We start from the raw sequence: 19,856 nt of genomic DNA on the forward strand, positions 1-19,856 counted from the left end.
ACGTTCCTGCATTATTTTATTTTTGGTGTTCAATTATCCATTGCAAAAGATCATCCGCACGAACCTCTCCCGCTGCCAGTGCTAAAATAATATCGCTTAACTCTTTCTGGCTGTACTCCAGCTCATAACCATTCAAAGCCAGAAACACCAACATCACATGCGTCCCCAATCTTTTATTCCCATCCAGCATTGCATGGTTTTTTACCAACCCGTAACAAAGCTGTGAAGCTTTTGCCTGAACACTAGGATATAATTCTTCTCCTCCGAAAGACTGAAATGGATTGGACAATGCCGAATCCAACAGCCCTTCATCCCTGATTCCTTTACTTCCTCCCGTAGCCTCTATCAGACGCTCATGAAGCATCAGCACCTGCTCTTTTGATAGAATAATCATTTGGCAAGCACCTCGTATGCCTCCATATTCTGCTTGAGCAGACGCTCAGATATAGCAGTCACCTCTTCTGTAGGTGCCACTTTCTCTTTTTCTGCTTTGCTGAAATCAATTACAAGGTATCGGGGAATATTATTCTTCAGAATAACTGCTGTTCCATGTTCATCTACCAACTTTGTTACTCTGGAAAAGTTCTGGTTTGCCTCTGTAATGGAAATCATGGTATTGGTATCTATCGTCATATTTCATACACCTCACTTTCATACTCATAGTATATACAAATTCTAGCTAGAATACAACCTATTTTTAAGTTTTATAGTTCTTTGCCTCATATTGGAAAACTCTACCTTTGTAGTCTCCCCGCCTGTAACCTTTACCTTCTGCTCTTTCTGCGGCTCATAGCGGTTCTCTGTAAGCTCGGTCACAGTGTAAGTTCCCGGATTCAGGTTTTTCACCTTCATGGTGCCATCCTTCCCGGTTACAACCGTCTGGTCAACGCCATTGCCTGTGATATGGAATTTCAACCCCTCCACTACGCCATCCTCTGACGTTTTCACGATCTGGATATGCCCGTAAGGGATTTTCACATTCAGGTAGGCATTGACAGCGGCAGTATTTTCCACACCCGTTACCACATCTTGCAAAGACGGGTCACCATATGCAATCAGCTTTGCACTGCTGCTGACCGTTGGGATTTTCTTGGTTGCCGACAACAGCACCTCATCCGGCAACGCTTTATTGGATGTGATGGTCAACGTATTGCCCGATGCGCTGACCTTTACTGCACTCTGCTGGTTCCTGCTCAAAGCATTCCGTGTGTCTGACGCATTTTTCTGTAACGTGTTGCCTGTATGAAGGGATACTCCCGGCTGGATACAGAAGGCATTCTCCCCGTCTGCATAAATGCGGGTTCTTGCCTCTCCCGCATGACCACAGATAATGCCATTGTGGGAATAAGTCTGCTGATAACGGATGGTGTTCCCGGCTCCGTTCCCTCTTTCGGTATAGTTCCAGTGCCTTGATAATCGTTCTTCTATTTGTTTCGTGGACGTCCCCGGAGAAAAATACTTATCAATGCGTTTTCTGGATATTTTAAACTGCTCTACCTGATTCGGTTTTTCCTCTGATAATTATAGATAAGATTACATCTTCATTCAATCTCCCTTCTTCTGAAAACTTACGCATTTTAATCGCCTGTGCATGGCTTGGTGTGCAGTCCTCTAACTGCATAGTGTCGTAAAGGGTTTGCTGTTCCTCTTTCGGCAGGTAAGACAGCTCTACCGCTGGGCGCATAGCAATCTGCAACACTTCCTTGTCTTTTAAGACAGTGTTATCGACTAATTCAAGGATTGGTGGGATAAGTTCCGTAAGACGGATAAAGCGTTGAATTTGACTTTTACTTTCTCCAACAGATTCTCCTAAAATCTCTACGGAATATTTTCCCAACTTCTGCCCCAGTGGGGTAGAAGTTAAATCTGTGCGTTTTCCCTGTCTTTTCATCGCGTCTAACTTCATTTTATAAGCAAATGCTTTTTCTGACGGTAAGATTTCTTCCCGCTGAAGATTAGAGTCAACCATGATAATTATTGCCTCATCATCACTCACGTTTCGAACAATACACGGTATCGTCTGCTTATCTGCCAACTCGCTCGCCATTTTTCTCCGGTGTCCGGCTATCATTTCATAACCGCCCTCCGACTTTTCCCTGACAAGTGCCGGAACTAACACGCCATACTGCCGGATACTTTCAACCATATCCAGCATATTTTGATCCATTCGCACTTTAAACGGATGGTTCGGAAAATCGCTGATTTCTGCAAAAGAGATTTCCTGAACGGATTCCCGCTTTTCTTCATCACGTTCTGCCTGTGTACTGAACAAATCAGCGGCTGAGGGAAGCGGCATTTTTATTTCTCTGCTTTTCGCCATCTCTTACCACCTCCCTCGTAAATGCCTGATACGCCTTTGCCGCTGCCCCATTCTTGTCATAACTGTAAATGCTCTGTCCAGCGGCGCTAGTTTCCGCTGCTTTTACCGCAACCGGAATTACAGTCTGGTACACTTTGATTACCCTTCCATAATTCTGTTTCAGACTGTCGGCTGTTGCACGGGCAATATTTGTCCTCATATCCGCCAGTGTCAGCAATACACCGTCCACCTTCAATCCGGGATTGATCTGCCGCTGCACTTTTCCTATGGTTTTCATTAACTGTGTCATGCCCTTTAATGGCAGATAATGCGCCTGCACTGGCACAATCACACTGTCCGCCGCAGCAAGTGCATTGATTGTCAGCATACCTAAACTTGGCATACAGTCAATGAGAATATAGTCGTAATCCTTCTTTAACTCCGCCAAATAGGATTTCATGGTAAACTCCCGGCTCATGGCATTTACGAGCGTCATTTCCATACCCGACAACTCGATATTAGAGGGAATCAGGTCAACGCCTTCTTCATGGCGTAAAATCCCCTCCCTTGCCTCAATCGGTTCATCACGGATTGTTTTCTCCATTTGGGTAGCCAGTGTTACAGATAGATTGTCCTGGTCTGTCCACCCTAACGAAGTGGTCAAATCTCCCTGTGGATCAGCGTCCACAAGAAGCACCCGCTTTCCTTCATTTGCAAGTCCAATCCCCAGATTGACCGTTGTTGTTATCTTTCCAGTGCCGTTCTTTTGGTTGGCAATGGCAATAACTTTGCAATTAGATGTTATGCTTTGTGTGTCAGCCAGCAAATTAAAGTTCCTGTCTCCTGCACAAATACAGCAAATTAAAATCTCAACATTTAATTATTATCTATGTCAGCGTGCAGTAAAAAACAGCACACTTTTATCTTGACCATCCTGCTCTATTCCAGTATAGTTTTTATGGAACAAAAAAGAGAAAGAACAGCCCCTCCTACAGTTCGTTCTTTCTCTCATACACCAGCATACCTGCCATATACGGGATCATGTCCCACTCATGAGGCTTTGGCATCACTGACATTTATTATGATAAGAAATAATTCCCTGTTTTGCAAGTTAATTCGTATAAAATCTTCATCAAAAAAGCTTTTTGACTCCTTCATGGACGGTTTCCGGCCTGAACTACAGACCTGCCCCTGTTGTGGGGCAAAGGGAGCTTGTTCCGTCCATGCCTATTATGAACGTTCCCTGGCTGATTTCGTTGGTGGAAAGCCTGTCTGGCACAGCCTCTGTATCCTGCGCCTTGTCTGTTCCTGCGGCCATACCCATGCCATCCTTCCGGATTTCATCATCCCTTATTCCTCCTACGGCCTTTTCTTTATCCTCCGTGTCCTGGCGGAATATTTCCTTCGGCTTGCTTCCGTAGAAAAAATCTGCGCACGCTTCTGTATTAACCAAAACCAGCTCTACCATTGGCTTTCCCTGTTCAAAAAGCAGAAGGAAGAGTGGCTGGGCCTTCTCTCTTCCAGGGAGTCCTCCGGCCTCTCTTTCCTGAAAGGCCTTTTTCGGATGCCCGCTTATTCCGGCTTTGCATCCGGTTTTGTCCGCCGCTTCTCTGTCTCCTTCCTCCAGTCCCACAGAAATCCGGCGGCTTACTGCCAACAGCAGTTCGGCCCCTGAACCGTTTCCCAGACACCACATAACACAGGGATGGTCTCCAGGCTGTTCTTCCTATATGCTGATAGAAAACAGTAAAGGAGGATTTTTTTATGCATTACAACACCAAAAACTTTTCAGACGCATCTGCTATGGCACAGTTCCGGCTCGCACTCATTGCACCGGTCATCCATGGCCTTTATCCGGATGCGTCCAGAAACGCCTATTACCAGCGGGTAACGGAAAAACCCCTCACCCTGCCTGACGGCTCTGTATTCCAGTACAGCCCCAAGACCCTCAGCAAGTGGGCCTCTCTTTACCAGAATGGCGGCATTGACGCGCTCATGCCCCGGGAACGTTCCGACAAAGGCTCCACACGCGCCTTGCCGGACACGGCCATTGAAGAGATCTACCGGCTGAAAGAGGCTTTCCCACGCTTAAACGCAACCCAGATCCACCGCCATCTTGTGGAGGAAGCTTTTATCCCCGCCTCTGTCAGCGTCTGCGCCGTCCAGCGCTTCGTGAAAAAGCATGACCTGAAGTCGGCGCGCAATCCATCTATGAGGGACAGGAAAGCTTTTGAGGAAGATGCCTTTGGGAAAATGTGGCAGGCGGATACCTGTTACCTCCCTTATATCACGGAAGGCGGGCAGCGCAGGAGGGTTTACTGCATTATGATCATTGATGACCACTCGCGTTTCCTGGTGGGCGGCGGCCTTTTTTATAACGATAACGCCTATAACTTCCAGAAAGTTTTAAAAAACGCAGTTGCCTCCCACGGCATTCCGGCGAAACTCTATGTCGACAATGGCTGCAGCTACTCAAATGAACAGCTCTCCCTGATCTGCGGCTCCATCGGCACGGTCCTCCTTCATACAAAAGTGCGGGACGGCGCCAGCAAGGCCAAGATCGAACGCCAGTTCAGGACATTCAAGGAGACCTGGCTTTATACGCTGGACATGGATTCCATCACGTCCCTGGCACAGTTCAATTCCCTCCTGCGGGACTATATCCGCACCTACAATACTTCCATGCATTCCGGCATCGGCTGTACCCCCATGGAACGTTACCAGAAGACGCGCTGTGCCATACAGATGCCAAAGTCCAGGGAATGGCTGGAGGAATGTTTCTTAAACCGCATCAACAGGAAGGTGAATAAGGATTCCACTGTCTCCATCGACAAGGTCTCCTATGACGTCCCCATGCAGTTCATCTCATCCAAAGTTGAGATCCGCTTCCTTCCCGACGATATGTCCTCTGCCTACATCCTTTATGAGGGGGAGCATTATCCCATCCGGCCGACAGATAAAAATGAAAACTGCAGGACAAAACGTAACAACACCCCTTCTATTGATTATTCAAAGATAGGAGGTGCCTGCTGATGTTCCGCACTTACTATGGGCTGGCCTTCAACCCTTTTGACAAACAGATGGCCTCTGAGAAGGACCGTTTCCTCTCGAAAGACATCTCGGAGATGCTCTCACGGCTGGACTACCTCAAGGATACCAGGGGCATCGGGCTGTTCACCGCACGCCCCGGCATGGGCAAGTCCTTCGCACTGCGCTGTTTTGCCAAAAGCCTGAACCCGAATCTTTACCACATGGAGTATCTCTGCCTCTCTACCGTCAGTGTCATGGAGTTCTACCGCCAGTTCTGTTCTACGCTTGGTATAGAACCCAAAGGCGGCAAACCCGGCATGTTCCGGGCGATCCAGGAGCAGGTCCTCTATCTCTACCGTGAAAAGAAGCAGCCCCTCCTCCTTGCCATCGATGAGGCACAGTATCTCTCTACCGGCATTCTGGAGGATATCAAGATGCTCATGAATTACGGCTATGATTCCCTCAACTGCTTTACTCTCATACTCTGTGGGGAGCCCCATCTGAACAATACGCTCAAAAAGCCCGTCCATGAGGCACTGCGGCAGCGTGTTACCGTCCACTATAACTTCTCCGGGCTCTCCGATTCGGAAGTCGGGCAGTATGTCCTCCACAAGATCGCCTGTGCTGGCGGAGCTTCCTCCATTATTGACCATGCAGCCCTGTGTGCTGTCCACAGCCACTCCCAGGGCAGTCCCAGGCTTGTTGATAACCTGATGACCAACGCGCTGACACTTGGGGCACAGATGGAAAAGAAGGTCATTGATACAGAGGTCATCCTGGCTTCCGTCAGCAGCCAGAACCTCGGCTAAGGAAGGAGGGGTACTGTTTATGGAATACACCTGTATTCTCAGGCACGGTTCACGGAAAGAATGCTGGACTGGAAAACTTACGCTGCTGCGGAAACTTCCCGGCCAGTACGAAGCAGAAATCAGCGGGAGAGGGACTTACTTCCACATCCTTGCCGGGCGGCATAAATATGGGAATTACCTGTGCATCCCCAACCATGATATCGGGTGCGAATTATCTGATTTCTCCGATATCTTCTGGAACGAAGAAAGGCTCCGCAGTCTGATGCGGAAGGTAGACGCAGTAACCGTGGCCACCGCCCTGGTGTATCTGCCTGCCCTGGCTGATAATATTTGAAAGATTACGAATTTTACATGGGCTGTGGATCCCACAATGGATTCCACAGCTCTTTGTATTTCAGAGCAGTCTCCCTGTTGCCAACAGCGTGCCGCGTTTTTGATAGAAGAATGCATTTGCAGGTTGCACTGCGCAGTCAACGGGATAAAAATCAGAAAAATAATTCGCCGTTTATGTCTCCTTCAATTTGCCGTCCAACACTTTGTGGGTACATTTCGGTTCGCCTCCTTTCTCGAAAAAATTATAGCCACTCCTTTGTGGGGAATGGCTATGTATAAAAATGGGCATGAAAAAAGCCGACTGATTCTCATTTTGAAAACCAATCGGCTATGTAAGTATTTATTCCCCTTGTTGTATGTCTATATCAGACACTTCTGCATAGAAATTATTTGTATAGTTGTTAATCACTTGCGTATTATGAGCGGTTTCCTTCTCTACATCAGTAAATGTCATCCCCTCTCCCACTATCCCATTCTCCTCAAGGAGTAATGCCCAGTCCAATATTTTATTTCTTACCGTACTCATGATTCTATATAGTTCACTTCTTGAAGAAAAAAATTGATATTTCGTGGGTATAAAATCCATATGTTCATTGAACCATTCTGTTAATCTTCCATTTACAGACAAACATATCGTGCTTTCGCTTGAATTATATACATCTTGTAATTCTGAAATTGAAGTAGGAATAGGCATTTTGGATGCAATATCCGCTATCTCTGCCGATAAAACCATTGGTATCCAACCATGATAAGGATTCCATGCTTTTATTTCTCCCACTATATTACGATACTCAGGTATGCAATCTTTATAACCATTTTGTTCCTGAGTTATCCATTCTTCAAATTCTTTCAAATTAAGTTTTCTTGCAACTAGGTACGCCTTTCTCATTAAAGATTCAATAGAAATATTTTCATCTAATGCTTCTCTTTGAAGTTCTATTACAATTCCCACTTTTGCTCACCACCTATATCACTGTTCCAATAAGCCCAACAATGCCAGATGCAATCAAACTACCTGCTATTCCAATAGATAAATTTTTAATATCTGTTAACAATATCTTTATTCTACTTGGATTTTCTCTTTTTTGTATTAATGCTTCTACTTCATCAATCTTATTTCTTATTTCCGGTGCCTTCTCTCCATATTCATCATCAAATGCACTATCGTATTTTTTTATCTGTTCTAAAACTTTTTCTACTTTATTATAATCAAATTCTTGAGTTATTGTTTGCTCTTGTGAAGAATTATTCGTACCTTGTTGTATTTGCACTCCTGTCACCTTATCATAAAAATTGTTTGTATTATTTATAATTTTTTGTTGCTTATCCGTAACCTCCTTACCATTATTTTTTGTTAAATCGGTAGTTTTTTTAATATCCATATTAATCACATTACTGGATTGATTTATTTTTAAAATTACATATTTTTCTATGATTCCACTTCTTAATTTTCGTTCGATAAAATCTCCCTCTTCAAAAGGTATATTAAATTCCTGCGTCAATAATTTATTTACCGCACTCTGCAAATTTACCTTTACGTCCTCATAAATCTCTCCATCTGCCTTTATTAATTTTACTGGTTTTAAATCTCTTACAAGCAATCTCATCTTTTACCTCCTAATGATTCCGTTTTTACATTTCTAACTCAATACATTTAATTTTCCATATAATGCTTTTCTATATCACGTCATCCATTACACGAATACAGGTCACAAACACCACCCATCCACCCAGTGTTATCCAGTCCATTTTACCACTTTTCATCCACAAAATATAGAAAAAACAACACCAGACAACACTAAATAATGTGCCGATTACTCCATCAGTAGATTAACTGACAAAATACTCCACTGCATTGTTAGGAAAAAATTCCTTGAATTCGCCATAGAGCTGTGCTGCTAATGTCTTGTTATGGGCGATTATAAGAGTAGGCTTATTTAATTGTTGAATGACATTTGCCATCGTGAAGGTCTTTCCGGAGCCGGTGACACCAAGAAGTGTCTGGCACTGGTTGCCTTCCTTGAAACCTTTCACTAATTGTTCGATCGCCTGCGGCTGGTCGCCGGTGGGGGCGTATTCTGATACTAATTTAAAATGATCCATGAATAGGTCCTCCTATAAATACATTTGAACTAGTGTCTCATCACTGTCTTTACATAATAAAATCCCAACTGTTGGATTTTCATCATCTGTTTTCACATATCTATCATAATAATTAACATACATCTGCATTTGCCCCAAATCCTGATGTGTTAATCCATCAACTTTTAAATCAATCAACACATAGCATCTAAGCAAACGATTATGAAATACCAAATCGATAAAAGTTTTTTTCATGAAATGTAAAACGCTTCTGTCTTGCTTCAAATAGAAATCCTTTCCCTAACTCTAAGAGAAAATTTTGTAATTTTCCAATTATAGCACTTTCTAAATCACTTTCTTGATACGCTGCTTTAGCATTCATTCCTAAAAATTCTAAAACAAAAGGTGATTTCAGCACATCCTGAGGTTTGTAAAGTGTAATCCCATTATTAGCCAATTCTATTACCCACTCTTTTTCTCTACTCATTGCCAATCGTTCTTAAAGACTAGAATTATATTGACGTTTTAAAGTTCTCACATCCCAATTATATGAGATTGCTTCCTTTTCATAAAAATTTCTTTTATCTCTATTTTCAATCCTCATAAGAACTTGATAATGTGACCAGGAAAGTCGAAACGGAATTTTCTCATTTTTGTTCTTCTTTTACAAGATAACGTCCTATTTCAAAATTTGAAATTACTGTTATGAAATTCGCTACTGTCCCTGTCATTTCACGTGCTACTTGGACAATTTCTTTTGACTTTTTAAATAATTCTTGATATATTAATTCATCCGCCTTCGCTTCTGTCAATATTACTTTTTCACAAAATAGCCCCTCTAATATTTTGGGAACTCTTAATAATGGCGTTTCTAAAATAGATAATTCCAGAATTATTAAGACCTATTATTACATTTATTTTTTTGGAACAATCTCTAAACTCCCATTTATTGTATTTACCCGTTACTCGAATTTCAACGTCACAAAACTCGTTTTGCGTCGTTATCGTGGCAGTCTCCAAATGTCTGCAATCAATCACTGGGCTCGTTGCATTGCGTAAATTATATCATATACATCAATAAAAGTACAGAGCAAATCGAACTTTTGTTCTGTTTTTTAATGGATTTTACTTTTTCTTTTTCCTTTGTTTCCAGTCACAAATTTTATCCTGCTTTTTCATTTACGTACTTTCTCGTAACGCTGCATCCACCTTCAGCATAACCTGTCTGCTCAAAGTCCCGGCAAAATCATCCAACCTCTTTTTATCTATTATCCTTACCTGTTCTAGAAGCACAACTGAACCTTTCCTCAGCCCTTTAATCCCTTTCAGTGGCGCATGTGTAGGCAGACTCATTTTGGGCCTGCGAGACTAACTTTATACGAGCATCCTTAGTTCGGAACTGCCAATTCACGGTAGTCACTGCGGTGAGGTCTAGAATTCTGTTTCAGACTGTCGGCTGTCGCACTGGCAGGAAAAAATTTGAAATTTATCAAAGAACGGCAGCTATCCATACCCTCGGATAGCTGCCGTTTCTCACACCCTATGCCCTTTCTGTTTTCTATAATTCTGCTTTGCTGATATATTTGTGCAGGATACCCAGAAACTCACTCACTTCAAACGGTTTCGCAATATGCTCATTCATTCCGCTGGCAAGCGCCTGTTCCCGGTCCTCCTCCAGAGCATTTGCTGACATCGCAAAAATAGGGATCCGCCCGACATCTGCACGATTCATTGCCCTGATAACTCTTGTTGCCTCATAACCGTCCATAATGGGCATCTGAATATCCATGAGAATAATATCGTAATAGAATTCTTCCACCTGCTCCATCTTCCTGACCGCGTCCGTGCCGTCAGGAACAGATTCCACAAGAAAGCCTGATTCCTCCAGAATTTCCGTCGCGATTTCACGGTTCAGTTCGTTGTCCTCTACCAGAAGCACACGTTTTCCGATGAAATCAGCTTCAGACCATTCCTCCTTTTCTTCTTCAGGAACAGAGCTATGCGCCCTGCATAAAACAGCCTTCAGATCCGATTTGAACAAAGGCTTGGAACAGAACTCGGTCACGCCTGCCTCTCTGGCCTCCTCTTCAATATCGTTCCAGTCATAGGCCGTCAGGATAATGATCGGTGCCTCCGCTCCGACTGCCTTATGAATCTGCCTTGCAGTTTCAATTCCATTCTGCTCCGGCATCAGCCAGTCTATGAGATATGTATGGAAGGGAGCATGATCATGACATGCTTTCTGTGCCCTACAGACAGCTTCCCTGCCGGATATGGTCCATTCACACTGCATTCCCATCTCTTCCAGCATACCTGAAAGACTTTCACAGGTATGGAAGTCATCATCGACAACCAAAACCCGACGGCCTGCCAGTTCTTCCATGTGCTCCGGCTTTTTCTCTCCTGGCTGGATCTTAAAGCTTAGAACTACCCGGAATTCACTGCCCTTGCCCTTTTCACTTTCTGCAGTGATCGTTCCGCCCATCATGTCAACAATATTCCTGGTAATAGCCATTCCAAGCCCTGTGCCCTCAATACCTGTACGGGTGGTGGACGCTTCTCTTTCAAACGGTTCAAAAATATGCTTTAAGAATTCCTCTGACATCCCCATTCCGTTATCTTTTACGATGAACTCATATTTTGCATAATCCAGCACATCACAAGGATGCTGAATGATCCGTAGGGAAACTCTGCCTGTGGATGGGGTATATTTAATGGCGTTGCTCATCAGATTAATCAACACCTGATTTAGCTTCAGTGGATCCGCATAAATATCCTCATCCTTCACCATAAAGGTATCAACATAAAAATCCAATTGCTTTGCCCTGATCTGGGACTGGTTCATATTCACCAGATTATGGATAATCTCGGAAAGATTGCATTCCTGCTCATGCAACTGCAGCCGACCGCTTTCAATCCTGCTCATATCCAGAATATCATTGATCAAATGCAGCAGATGGTTTCCTGCTGCCAGCACTTTTTCCAGAGAATCCTTTACCTGTTCCTTATTGTCAAGTCGGCGCAGGGCTACTGTTGCAAATCCAATGATCGCATTCATCGGCGTCCGGATGTCATGGGACATATTTGACAAAAATGTGGTCTTTGCAGCACTTGCATGCCGGGCTTCTGCCAGCGCGTCGCGAAGCAGCCTTTGCTGTTCCCTCTCATGTGCTACCACATCATCCACATTTCGATATCCCACCACCATCCGGCTGATACCATCCTCAGATGGAACTCTCGCACAATTCATCTGGAAACAACTTACCACACCATTGCGGATACGCTGATAATTCAACTGAAGAATCCCTTTTTCGGGAAGTTCTTTCTTTAATGTCTCCAGTTCTGTTTTTTTCAAAAACTGCTCTCTCTGTTCAGGAACCACAACCTTTTCGATATATTCTCTGATTACTTCCGTATAACACGCACTTTTTGCTACTTCCTCTGCCACCTTTCCTTTAACCTCTGCCCGCAGCAGCCGAATGGTATCTTTATCCAGATTTACCAGACACAGGGGATTATATTCACTGCCAAGCGCATTGATGATGTTCATCTGCTCCTGTAATTTTTTTATGCTTCTCTGTTCTTCTTCAAAAAGCCTCTGACTGGCACGTTCTCTCGATATGACGACAAAAACCACCAAAGCCAGAACAATAATAAACATAACTGCTGTCAGACCAAGCCATGGATTTATTTTCAGATAATCTTCCACGGATACGCGATAGGCAGAAAAACTGGTATGTTTTGCAACGATATCATCAATCTCTGACTTTGGAAGGGCATAGATACACTTGGTGATGATGCCCAGGATCTCATGAGGCATATTTTTTGAAACAGATATGGAATAATCATAATAAGGCGTTTCCAGAACCGTATACACCAGTTGTCCGGTGATATCCTCATTGACATATTTTGCCGCAGTGTAGCTGTATACGTAAGTGGCGTCTACCTCTCCGTCCGCAACTGCCTGTATCGCAGACCTACGGTCAGCATATTCGATTTCCGTGGCATCATCCAGATTTATTTCCTCAATCGGTATCTGTCCCTGATTAGCAGTTACTGCAATAGTCTTAATATCACCGTCAAAATTTTTTCTCGTCACTCTTGCTACATTTAGTGTGATATAGACCGGAGAAATATAGCCTCCATAATCTTCCGTCAGGGAAGCTCCCATGCGTGCATCCAAAAAAACCGGTATTGCCCCGGAGGTAGAGAGTTTCTGGTATTCTTCCCGGCTTTCGGGAGCATAGAATTCATACTCCATTCCGCACATTTCCATATATTTTGCAAAAATATCCGGAAGGATTCCCTTCAGTTCGCCATCCTCGACATAGGAATAAGGTTCTTTGTCACAGTTAGAAGTAACTTTCAATACTTTGCCGCCTGTGGAATACTCCTCGATAATCTTCTTTTCGCGTTCTGTAAATTCCACTGAATTTTTTTTAGTACTGCGGTAGTACGTGTAATACAGTCTATTTTTCCAGTCCCCTTCTACATTGTCCATCTGGGAGATAGCATAATTTATGTCCGACAGCAGTTCTTTGTTGCCTTTTCTTACCGCCACATAAAAGTCCTCTGTCGCAAACTTATCCAGCGTTTTTTCCCTGGCACCCTCACGTAGAGAACTGGTTCCGATCGCATCCACCCGTCCATCCGCAAGGGCCTTAGAAAGTTCCTCTGCAGTATCATAATACTCTTCCGTGTAAGAGAAGCCCTTTTCTTCTGCAAACTCTGCGACATCAGCATTCCGGCTGTTCCCCCGGAGCAGTCCAATATGCATTCCATTATAGGAATCATAATCCCCCGGCGTATACCGCTCATCATCGATAGAAACATTCAGAAGTACACTGTTGCTTCCTATAGGAAGAGAAAAATCAAAAAACTTTTCCCGCTCTTCGGTCTTGCGCATCGACGAGACCATATCGATTTCGCCCTTTTTCAGCATCTCCTGCATTTCCTGCCAGGTTTTGTCATAGCCGATATACTCATACTCAAAACTAACATACCTGGTGACCATCTGCAGAAAATCATATCCGTAACCGCTTCTGACCCCATTTTCGTCTATCATATGATAACCATCCATCGCAAAGAAACCTACCTTCACGGTTTTCGCTTCTGTATCTGCCCCATAGACCACAGTCCCACTCCTCCAAAAGAGGAGCAGCGCAATAATCTGCACCATCATCATAACACAGACCATGATGCCAGCCCTTCTTTGCCTGTTCACAATGCTCTTTGCCAATATCTGCATGAAAAATACCCTTTCTCTTCCATTTATTTTCAATAAATATCATTCTTTTTTTTATCATATCAAATAAAAACAGGATTATCAACCTGATAATATATCACTACATACTTCACCTTATATTCTATTCCATCTCAATCCGTATTTCTAATTTTCTGCATTTTCCAATATTGGTTCTGTACTTTTTAATGGATTTTACTTCTTCTTTTTCCTTGATTTCCGGCCACAAATGTTATCCGGCAAAAAACGCTTTCATTTCATCCAAATATCCATCCGGATTATGGCCGCTCACCCGGTCTTTCATAATCAGTGTTGTTACCGGTGCCTTTGAGTATTTGTAAAACAGAGAATTGTGCCCCACGCAAAGTCCTATGACGACATTAAAATCTGTCCCCGCCTCTTCCAGCGCCTGGAGAATCGGGTTGCACATGTTATTTCCAATGGAACAGCCGGCGATTCCAATTTTATGATACCCCATCCCCCTGGCAAATTCTATAGTCTCCTCTACTCGGCACCAGTGGCAATACCCTTCGTACTCTACACTGGCAGCCGTCTGCATTATCCTCCGATTTTCTTCTTCCTCATAACATTCTATGGCTTTCTTCTTTATTTCCGGATTCATCGGCGATACCGCAGACAACCAGAATCAGAACGGCAGTTCAGAAAAACTTCAGGGGCGCACACCAACTTCATCAAAATAACGGAGCTGTTGCTTAGGTAGATTATTCATCTACTTTTGCAACAGCTCCGTTATTACCTAAAGTCTTTTTATATATAAGAATGCTGCCTAAAATTGCGGCGTCCCGATCATGTCATACGGGGTCGCCTGATACACGTAATAATTCAGCCAATTCCCATAGAGCGTATTCCCATGTGCTCTCCAGGTAAGAAGCGGCTTCTGGCTTGCGTCATCGTTCGGATAATAATTTTCCGGCATCTCGATTGGAAGTCCTTTGCCGAGATCGCGCTTATACTCTCCGTCCAGCGTGATCCTGTCATATTCCGGGTGTCCCATAACAAAAATCTGTCTTCCGTCCTCAGCCATCACCAAAAATGCCCCGGCTTTCTCAGACTCCGCCAAAATCATCAGACGTTCATCAGCTCTGATTTTCTTGATCGGCACGTCCGTATGACGGGAATGCGGCGCTAAGAACACATCATCAAACCCACGGACAAGCGGTATTTTCCGGTTCAATACCCTGTGACGGAAAACGCCGAACAATTTGGACTCAAGCGGTACTTTATTGATCCCATAGTGGTAATACAAAGCTGCCTGCGCTCCCCAGCATAAGTGAATCGTGGAGGTGACATGGGTCTTGGTCCACTCCATGATCTCCTTGAGTTCCTCCCAATAGTCCACTTCCTCAAAAGGCATCTGTTCCACCGGCGCCCCTGTGATAATGAATCCGTCAAATTTCTGATCCCTGACCTGATCAAAGGTCTCATAAAACCGGTTCAAATGATTGGCAGATGTGTTCTTTGACTCATGGCTCTTCACCGTCACGAACACGATATCCACCTGCAGCGGCGTATTGGACAGCGACCGCAAAAGCTGAAGTTCCGTGTCCTCCTTGAGCGGCATCAGATTCAAAAGTCCGATCTTGATCGGACGGATATCCTGGTGGGTCGCACGGAATTCGTCCATTACAAATATATTCTCTTTCTCCAGTATTTCCTTGACCGGAAGGTCATTCTGTACACGAATCGGCATAGTTTATTTTCCTCCCTTTTCTTCATACTCTATTTCTGCTGCTTCCTGTTCTTCAGAAAGCATCTTCTCTTCCAACTCTTTTTCCATCAAAATAATGTCATCGCTCACAAACTTGCCCTCGTCGTCCACATAACTCTTCTCCCCGTAATGGACCGAAAGAAGCGGCAGATTCTTCTTCTCCAGCTTATGATTGATCAGCATATTTGCCACATAATAGAAGACCGCAAATGTAGGCACGCCCATAATCATTCCGACAAATCCAAAAAGTCCTCCGCCCAGCAAGATCGAGAAAACGACCCAGAAAGCAGAAAGTCCTGTAGAATTTCCCAGAATCTTCGGTCCGATCACATTTCCGTCAAGCTGCTGCAAAAACAGAATAAACAGGATAAAATACACGCCTTTGCGCGGATCGTCCAGCAGGATCAGGACTGCACTCGGAATGGCTCCTATATACGGTCCAAAGAACGGAATCACGTTCGTCACACCCACGATCACGCTGACCAGAACAATATATGGCATATCAAGAATCGTGAGCCCAAGAAAACATAATACTCCAATGATCGCTGAATCAATCACTTTTCCGATAATAAACCCGCCAAAGATCTCATTACTCTTTTTCGTAAGATGCAGCGCCATATTGGCGTGATCCGTCCGGAAAAATGCATAAACAGCCTTTTTACACTGAGCCGCGAACTGCTCCTTGCTGAACAGAACATAGACGGAAACAATAAGTCCGATCAAGATGTCAACCACCTCGCTCAGAACATTGATCACTCCTGCCGTCAGATTCGTCATCAGGGAATTGGCCTGACGCATCAGATCCGTCCTAAGCCAGGTCTGCAAAGCGGAGGCTGCCTGCTCCATCACATTCTTGATCAGTATATTGGTCGTTGTCTCCACAGACAGCAACTCATTTACCTTATCCAGCAGATCGTTGAGCTGACCTGGGAGGGTATAGATCATATTGCTGATACTCTTATACAGCTCCGGAATCAGCATATTACAAAGAGCCACCACCAAAGCCACCAGGAAAATGAGCGCTGCTACCACGCCCACTGCCCTTGATATCTTCATTGCTCTCTTTTTGCCGAGCTTCTTCTCCAAAAGCGGAACCAAAAATCTGTCCACCTGCTTCACGATCGGGTTCAGCAGATATGCGATTGCCAGACCATATAAAATCGGCTTCAACACGTCCACTACCATGCCGATAATTCTGGAAATATCATTTAGCCTGAGAAGGGCGAAATAGAATAACACACATGTCGCGATTACCAGGAATATGGTCAGTCCCTGGCTGAAATGCTGTCTGATCTTTGATGGTCCTTTATTTCCAAACTTTGGTCTTTTGCTGTAGTAGGGCGCAGAGCGCTCCTTTGGCTGCCCTGTATTTATTTTTTCTTCCTCTTGCATCACGTCTCACCTTTTATCTATCTGAATCTTTTTTATAAGAAACTCCACCATAACGAAGAGTACTCTTACACATAACCTTTTTTCGCAAGAGCCTTCATCTTAATGAGGAGTGCTCTTACACCTAACAGCTTCTATTGTCGCATTTTTCCGCATAACAGTCAACCTTAATGCCGGAAAATTTATATTTATATTTTCGTGAGAGGGGCTGCATAGCAGCAATTTCCTTTCCATAAGCTGTGCATGATTGCACCGAGATGAACGTCCACCGGACGTTCATTCAGGTATGCCTGATAACAAAGTGCGTTTTATTTCACAGGAAAATGCCACACACTTTCCTGTGAAATAAAAAAGACGCGCAGGAATTTTGTCCCACACGCCTTTTTCGCCAAATATTGTTCTATTTTTTTCTGTGACCTAACTTCTTTCGCTTACAGAAGATTCTTTTGTCCACAACCAGACAACTTTTGCCTGCTATAGCAAGTACATTTCCCGTAAATCTTACTTTGGCTGGCAGGTATTATTTCTACAAACCAGCCATCAGACCAGATAGATACGCTTTCTATACCCTCATTGTCTTACTGGCAGGTAAATGTCGCACACTCCGTCTCTTCACACTGGCATGCCTGGCTTCCTTCCACGCTGATCTTACCGGCGTGACAGACGCAGTTCTCATTATACTGACATTCTGTAGCCTTACAGTCGATCTTGCTGGTCGGAGTCGCCTCCCCCGTCACATTGCTGTAAGTTCCGCTTCTTCTCTCCTCAAAGCTGTCGCAGCAGGTCTCTTCCGGGCGCTTTGCCGAGTTTCCTCCTACCTGAATCGCATTTAAGTCGCAATAAAAATCCTTGTTATGCATACAGGTCTGTACTGTACATTTTAATTCTGGCATAATGCTACCTCCTTTTCTACACGCTTTTGCCTGATGGTAAATAGTCGTGTCCCCGATTCCATATCCGGGGTTATTTTCAATAACATTATGCCCTGACTCTTCCGGTTCTATTCCTTCGTTTTTACTTCGCGAACCGTTTTTGCCTTGATTTCCATATGAAGTGCAGCAATGAAATCTGCCAGAGATTTCTGTCCTTCATCGCCTTCAAAACGACTTCTCACGGAAACCAGTCCTTCTTCTTCCTCTTTTCCTCCGACTACCAGCATATACGGGATCTTCTGCATCTGCGCCTCGCGGATCTTATAACCGATCTTTTCCGCACGTGTGTCGATTTCCGCACGGATTCCGGCGTTTTTCAGCTCTCCATATACATTCTTAGCATAGTCCATATATTTATCGGAAATCGGGAGCACCTTCACCTGTACCGGTGCCAGCCAGGTCGGGAATGCGCCTGCAAAATGCTCGATCAAAATGCCGATGAAACGTTCAATCGAACCGAATGCCACACGGTGGATCATGATCGGGCGGTGTTTCTCGCCGTCCGCTCCCGTATACTCGCATTCAAACCGAAGCGGAAGCTGGAAGTCAAGCTGAATCGTTCCGCACTGCCAGGTTCTTCCGATGGAATCCTCCAGATGGAAGTCGATCTTCGGCCCATAGAATGCGCCGTCTCCTTCATTTACCACATAATCAAGTCCCAGGTCATCAAGCGCGCCACGAAGTGCCTCTGTTGCCATCTCCCAGTCCTCGTCGCTTCCCATGCTGTCCTCCGGACGAGTAGAGAGCTCTACATGATATTTGAAACCGAACAGGCTGTATACCTCATCGATCAGTTTTGCAACGCCTTTGATTTCGTCACGAATCTGCTCCGGCATCATAAAGATGTGGGCATCGTCCTGCGTAAAGCATCTTACACGCATAAGTCCATGGAGCTGGCCGGATTTCTCATGACGGTGAACCAGACCCAACTCTCCCATTCTGAGCGGCAAATCACGGTAAGAACGCGGCTCAGACTGATATACCAGGATTCCTCCCGGGCAGTTCATCGGCTTGATCGCGAAATCTTCTTCGTCGATCACCGTCGTATACATATTGTCTTTGTAGTGATCCCAGTGTCCGGACGTCTCCCAGAGATGGCGGCTCAGCATGATCGGTGTGGAAATCTCCACATATCCTGCTTTGTCATGAATCTCTCTCCAATAATCCAGAAGCTGATTCTTAAGCACCATTCCTTTCGGCAGGAAGAACGGGAAGCCCGGTCCCTCTTCGCGCATCATGAAAAGTCCCAGTTCTTTTCCAAGTCTTCTGTGATCACGTTTCTTTGCCTCCTCCAGCATGGTAAGGTAGGCGTCAAGGTCTGCTTTCTTCGGATAAGCCGTACCGTACACTCTCTGGAGCATCTTGTTTTTCTCGCTTCCGCGCCAGTAAGCACCTGCAAGACTTGTGAGCTTCACCGCCTTAATCGGGCCTGTTGTCATCAGATGCGGGCCTGCGCAAAGGTCTGTGAATTCTCCCTGGGAATAAAAGCTGATCTCAGCATCTTCCGGAAGGTCTTCGATCAATTCTACCTTATAGGGTTCCTCTTTTTCTTTAAAATACTCGATTGCCTCATCTCTCGGCTTGGTAAAACGTGTAAGCGGCAGTTTTTCTTTAACGATTTTCTTCATCTCCGCCTCAATTTTCTCCAGATCCTCAGCCGTCAGCGGAGTCTCTCTGTCAATGTCATAGTAGAAACCGTCCGCAACTGACGGTCCGATCGCCAGCTTCGTATCCGGGTACAGTCTCTTGATCGCCTGTGCCAGAACGTGAGACGCAGTGTGGCGGAACGCCCCTTTTCCCTTATCATCGTTAAATGTAAGAATGTTCAGCTCGCAGTCTTTGTCAATGACGGTACGAAGATCTACGATCTCTCCGTCTACCTCGCCTGCCGTCGCATTTCTTGCCAGACCTTCGCTGATATCTGCTGCGATCTCAATCACAGATTTGCTCGCTGCGTACTCTTTTACTGAGCCGTCTTTTAATGTGATTTTCATAATGTTATTCCTTTCTT

20 protein-coding genes and 2 pseudogenes are annotated in these 19,856 nt (G+C 44.6%); 4 read left to right on the forward strand and 18 right to left on the reverse strand.

What is annotated here, in order from left to right; translation table 11 throughout:
• Positions 1 to 16 precede the first annotated feature (16 nt).
• The 5 genes from ABXS75_14315 to ABXS75_14335 all read right to left on the reverse strand — a co-directional run bounded on the left by ABXS75_14315 (position 17) and on the right by ABXS75_14335 (position 3,122).
• A complete protein-coding gene (locus ABXS75_14315; protein XCP84231.1) occupies positions 17 to 394 on the reverse strand; it encodes a type II toxin-antitoxin system death-on-curing family toxin in 378 nt (125 codons plus the stop codon).
• Positions 391 to 633, reverse strand: a complete 243-nt coding sequence (locus ABXS75_14320) for a type II toxin-antitoxin system Phd/YefM family antitoxin (GenBank protein ID XCP84232.1) — start codon at positions 631 to 633, stop codon at positions 391 to 393. Before ABXS75_14320 ends, ABXS75_14315 begins: the two co-directional genes overlap by 4 nt.
• 42 nt (positions 634 to 675) lie before the next feature.
• Positions 676 to 1,197 carry a SpaA isopeptide-forming pilin-related protein gene (locus ABXS75_14325; GenBank protein ID XCP84233.1) on the reverse strand — a complete coding sequence of 174 codons (522 nt, stop codon included), beginning with the start codon at positions 1,195 to 1,197 and terminating at the stop codon, positions 676 to 678.
• A 286-nt stretch (positions 1,198 to 1,483) separates the two neighbouring features.
• Positions 1,484 to 2,320, reverse strand: a complete 837-nt coding sequence (locus ABXS75_14330; GenBank protein XCP84234.1) for a ParB/RepB/Spo0J family partition protein — start codon at positions 2,318 to 2,320, stop codon at positions 1,484 to 1,486.
• On the reverse strand, positions 2,274 to 3,122 hold the full coding sequence (locus tag ABXS75_14335) for an AAA family ATPase (protein ID XCP87162.1): 849 nt from the start codon (positions 3,120 to 3,122) through the stop codon (positions 2,274 to 2,276). Before ABXS75_14335 ends, ABXS75_14330 begins: the two co-directional genes overlap by 47 nt.
• 333 nt (positions 3,123 to 3,455) lie before the next feature.
• On the opposite strand from ABXS75_14335, the gene ABXS75_14340 reads away from it, so the two are divergent.
• The 4 genes from ABXS75_14340 to ABXS75_14355 all read left to right on the forward strand — a co-directional run bounded on the left by ABXS75_14340 (position 3,456) and on the right by ABXS75_14355 (position 6,472).
• Positions 3,456 to 3,974 carry a DUF6431 domain-containing protein gene (locus ABXS75_14340; protein XCP84235.1) on the forward strand — a complete coding sequence of 173 codons (519 nt, stop codon included), beginning with the start codon at positions 3,456 to 3,458 and terminating at the stop codon, positions 3,972 to 3,974.
• Between the two features lie 89 nt (positions 3,975 to 4,063).
• Entirely contained in the window at positions 4,064 to 5,332 is a 1,269-nt protein-coding gene (locus ABXS75_14345) for a DDE-type integrase/transposase/recombinase (protein XCP84236.1), read from the forward strand.
• Positions 5,332 to 6,138 carry an AAA family ATPase gene (locus ABXS75_14350; GenBank protein ID XCP84237.1) on the forward strand — a complete coding sequence of 269 codons (807 nt, stop codon included), beginning with the start codon at positions 5,332 to 5,334 and terminating at the stop codon, positions 6,136 to 6,138. The genes ABXS75_14345 and ABXS75_14350 overlap by 1 nt, the downstream gene beginning before the upstream one ends.
• A gap of 19 nt (positions 6,139 to 6,157) precedes the next feature.
• Positions 6,158 to 6,472, forward strand: coding sequence for a DUF6618 family protein (locus ABXS75_14355; GenBank protein XCP84238.1), 315 nt, complete (start codon positions 6,158 to 6,160; stop codon positions 6,470 to 6,472).
• Positions 6,473 to 6,811: 339 nt separating this feature from the next.
• On the opposite strand, the gene ABXS75_14360 is transcribed toward ABXS75_14355, so the two are convergent.
• The 13 genes and pseudogenes from ABXS75_14360 to thrS form a co-directional block, all read right to left on the reverse strand.
• Positions 6,812 to 7,423, reverse strand: a complete 612-nt coding sequence (locus ABXS75_14360) for a hypothetical protein (protein ID XCP84239.1) — start codon at positions 7,421 to 7,423, stop codon at positions 6,812 to 6,814.
• Positions 7,424 to 7,436: 13 nt separating this feature from the next.
• A complete protein-coding gene (locus ABXS75_14365) occupies positions 7,437 to 8,078 on the reverse strand; it encodes a hypothetical protein (protein ID XCP84240.1) in 642 nt (213 codons plus the stop codon).
• 226 nt (positions 8,079 to 8,304) lie between these two features.
• Positions 8,305 to 8,574: pseudogene (locus tag ABXS75_14370) on the reverse strand (DEAD/DEAH box helicase family protein).
• 12 nt (positions 8,575 to 8,586) lie between these two features.
• A pseudogene (locus ABXS75_14375) lies at positions 8,587 to 9,040 on the reverse strand (PDDEXK nuclease domain-containing protein).
• Between the two features lie 12 nt (positions 9,041 to 9,052).
• A complete protein-coding gene (locus tag ABXS75_14380) occupies positions 9,053 to 9,157 on the reverse strand; it encodes a hypothetical protein (protein XCP84241.1) in 105 nt (34 codons plus the stop codon).
• Between the two features lie 43 nt (positions 9,158 to 9,200).
• On the reverse strand, positions 9,201 to 9,365 hold the full coding sequence (locus ABXS75_14385) for a hypothetical protein (GenBank protein XCP84242.1): 165 nt from the start codon (positions 9,363 to 9,365) through the stop codon (positions 9,201 to 9,203).
• A gap of 367 nt (positions 9,366 to 9,732) precedes the next feature.
• The gene (locus ABXS75_14390; GenBank protein ID XCP84243.1) at positions 9,733 to 9,906 is read right to left on the reverse strand and encodes a type II toxin-antitoxin system PemK/MazF family toxin; all 174 of its coding nucleotides are present in this window, start codon (positions 9,904 to 9,906) and stop codon (positions 9,733 to 9,735) included.
• Between the two features lie 205 nt (positions 9,907 to 10,111).
• Entirely contained in the window at positions 10,112 to 13,801 is a 3,690-nt protein-coding gene (locus ABXS75_14395) for a response regulator (GenBank protein XCP84244.1), read from the reverse strand.
• Positions 13,802 to 14,027: 226 nt separating this feature from the next.
• A complete protein-coding gene (locus ABXS75_14400) occupies positions 14,028 to 14,417 on the reverse strand; it encodes a DUF1847 domain-containing protein (protein ID XCP84245.1) in 390 nt (129 codons plus the stop codon).
• A 165-nt stretch (positions 14,418 to 14,582) separates the two neighbouring features.
• Positions 14,583 to 15,506, reverse strand: a complete 924-nt coding sequence (gene metA, locus ABXS75_14405) for a homoserine O-succinyltransferase (protein ID XCP84246.1) — start codon at positions 15,504 to 15,506, stop codon at positions 14,583 to 14,585.
• 3 nt (positions 15,507 to 15,509) lie between these two features.
• Complete coding sequence (locus tag ABXS75_14410) at positions 15,510 to 16,916, reverse strand: AI-2E family transporter (protein XCP84247.1); 1,407 nt, start codon at positions 16,914 to 16,916, stop codon at positions 15,510 to 15,512.
• Between the two features lie 575 nt (positions 16,917 to 17,491).
• Positions 17,492 to 17,806: a DUF1540 domain-containing protein gene (locus ABXS75_14415; protein XCP84248.1), complete on the reverse strand. Its 315-nt coding sequence runs from the start codon at positions 17,804 to 17,806 to the stop codon at positions 17,492 to 17,494.
• 107 nt (positions 17,807 to 17,913) lie between these two features.
• Positions 17,914 to 19,839, reverse strand: a complete 1,926-nt coding sequence (gene thrS, locus ABXS75_14420) for a threonine--tRNA ligase (protein XCP84249.1) — start codon at positions 19,837 to 19,839, stop codon at positions 17,914 to 17,916.
• Between the last annotated feature and the right edge of the window lie 17 nt (positions 19,840 to 19,856).

This window comes from Roseburia hominis, from assembly GCA_040702975.1.
In the GTDB taxonomy this organism is placed as follows: domain Bacteria; phylum Bacillota; class Clostridia; order Lachnospirales; family Lachnospiraceae; genus Allocoprococcus; species Allocoprococcus hominis_A.

Coding starts and splice junctions, on each gene's coding strand:
- ABXS75_14315 (XCP84231.1), bottom strand. CDS start 394: ATGATTATTCTATCAAAAGAGCAGGTGCTGATGCTTCATGAGCGTCTG.
- ABXS75_14320 (XCP84232.1), bottom strand. CDS start 633: ATGACGATAGATACCAATACCATGATTTCCATTACAGAGGCAAACCAG.
- ABXS75_14330 (XCP84234.1), bottom strand. CDS start 2,320: ATGGCGAAAAGCAGAGAAATAAAAATGCCGCTTCCCTCAGCCGCTGAT.
- ABXS75_14340 (XCP84235.1), top strand. CDS start 3,456: ATGGACGGTTTCCGGCCTGAACTACAGACCTGCCCCTGTTGTGGGGCA.
- ABXS75_14345 (XCP84236.1), top strand. CDS start 4,064: ATGCATTACAACACCAAAAACTTTTCAGACGCATCTGCTATGGCACAG.
- ABXS75_14350 (XCP84237.1), top strand. CDS start 5,332: ATGTTCCGCACTTACTATGGGCTGGCCTTCAACCCTTTTGACAAACAG.
- ABXS75_14355 (XCP84238.1), top strand. CDS start 6,158: ATGGAATACACCTGTATTCTCAGGCACGGTTCACGGAAAGAATGCTGG.
- ABXS75_14365 (XCP84240.1), bottom strand. CDS start 8,078: ATGAGATTGCTTGTAAGAGATTTAAAACCAGTAAAATTAATAAAGGCA.
- ABXS75_14380 (XCP84241.1), bottom strand. CDS start 9,157: ATGAGGATTGAAAATAGAGATAAAAGAAATTTTTATGAAAAGGAAGCA.
- ABXS75_14390 (XCP84243.1), bottom strand. CDS start 9,906: ATGAGTCTGCCTACACATGCGCCACTGAAAGGGATTAAAGGGCTGAGG.
- ABXS75_14395 (XCP84244.1), bottom strand. CDS start 13,801: ATGCAGATATTGGCAAAGAGCATTGTGAACAGGCAAAGAAGGGCTGGC.
- ABXS75_14400 (XCP84245.1), bottom strand. CDS start 14,417: ATGAATCCGGAAATAAAGAAGAAAGCCATAGAATGTTATGAGGAAGAA.
- metA (XCP84246.1), bottom strand. CDS start 15,506: ATGCCGATTCGTGTACAGAATGACCTTCCGGTCAAGGAAATACTGGAG.
- ABXS75_14410 (XCP84247.1), bottom strand. CDS start 16,916: ATGCAAGAGGAAGAAAAAATAAATACAGGGCAGCCAAAGGAGCGCTCT.
- ABXS75_14415 (XCP84248.1), bottom strand. CDS start 17,806: ATGCCAGAATTAAAATGTACAGTACAGACCTGTATGCATAACAAGGAT.
- thrS (XCP84249.1), bottom strand. CDS start 19,839: ATGAAAATCACATTAAAAGACGGCTCAGTAAAAGAGTACGCAGCGAGC.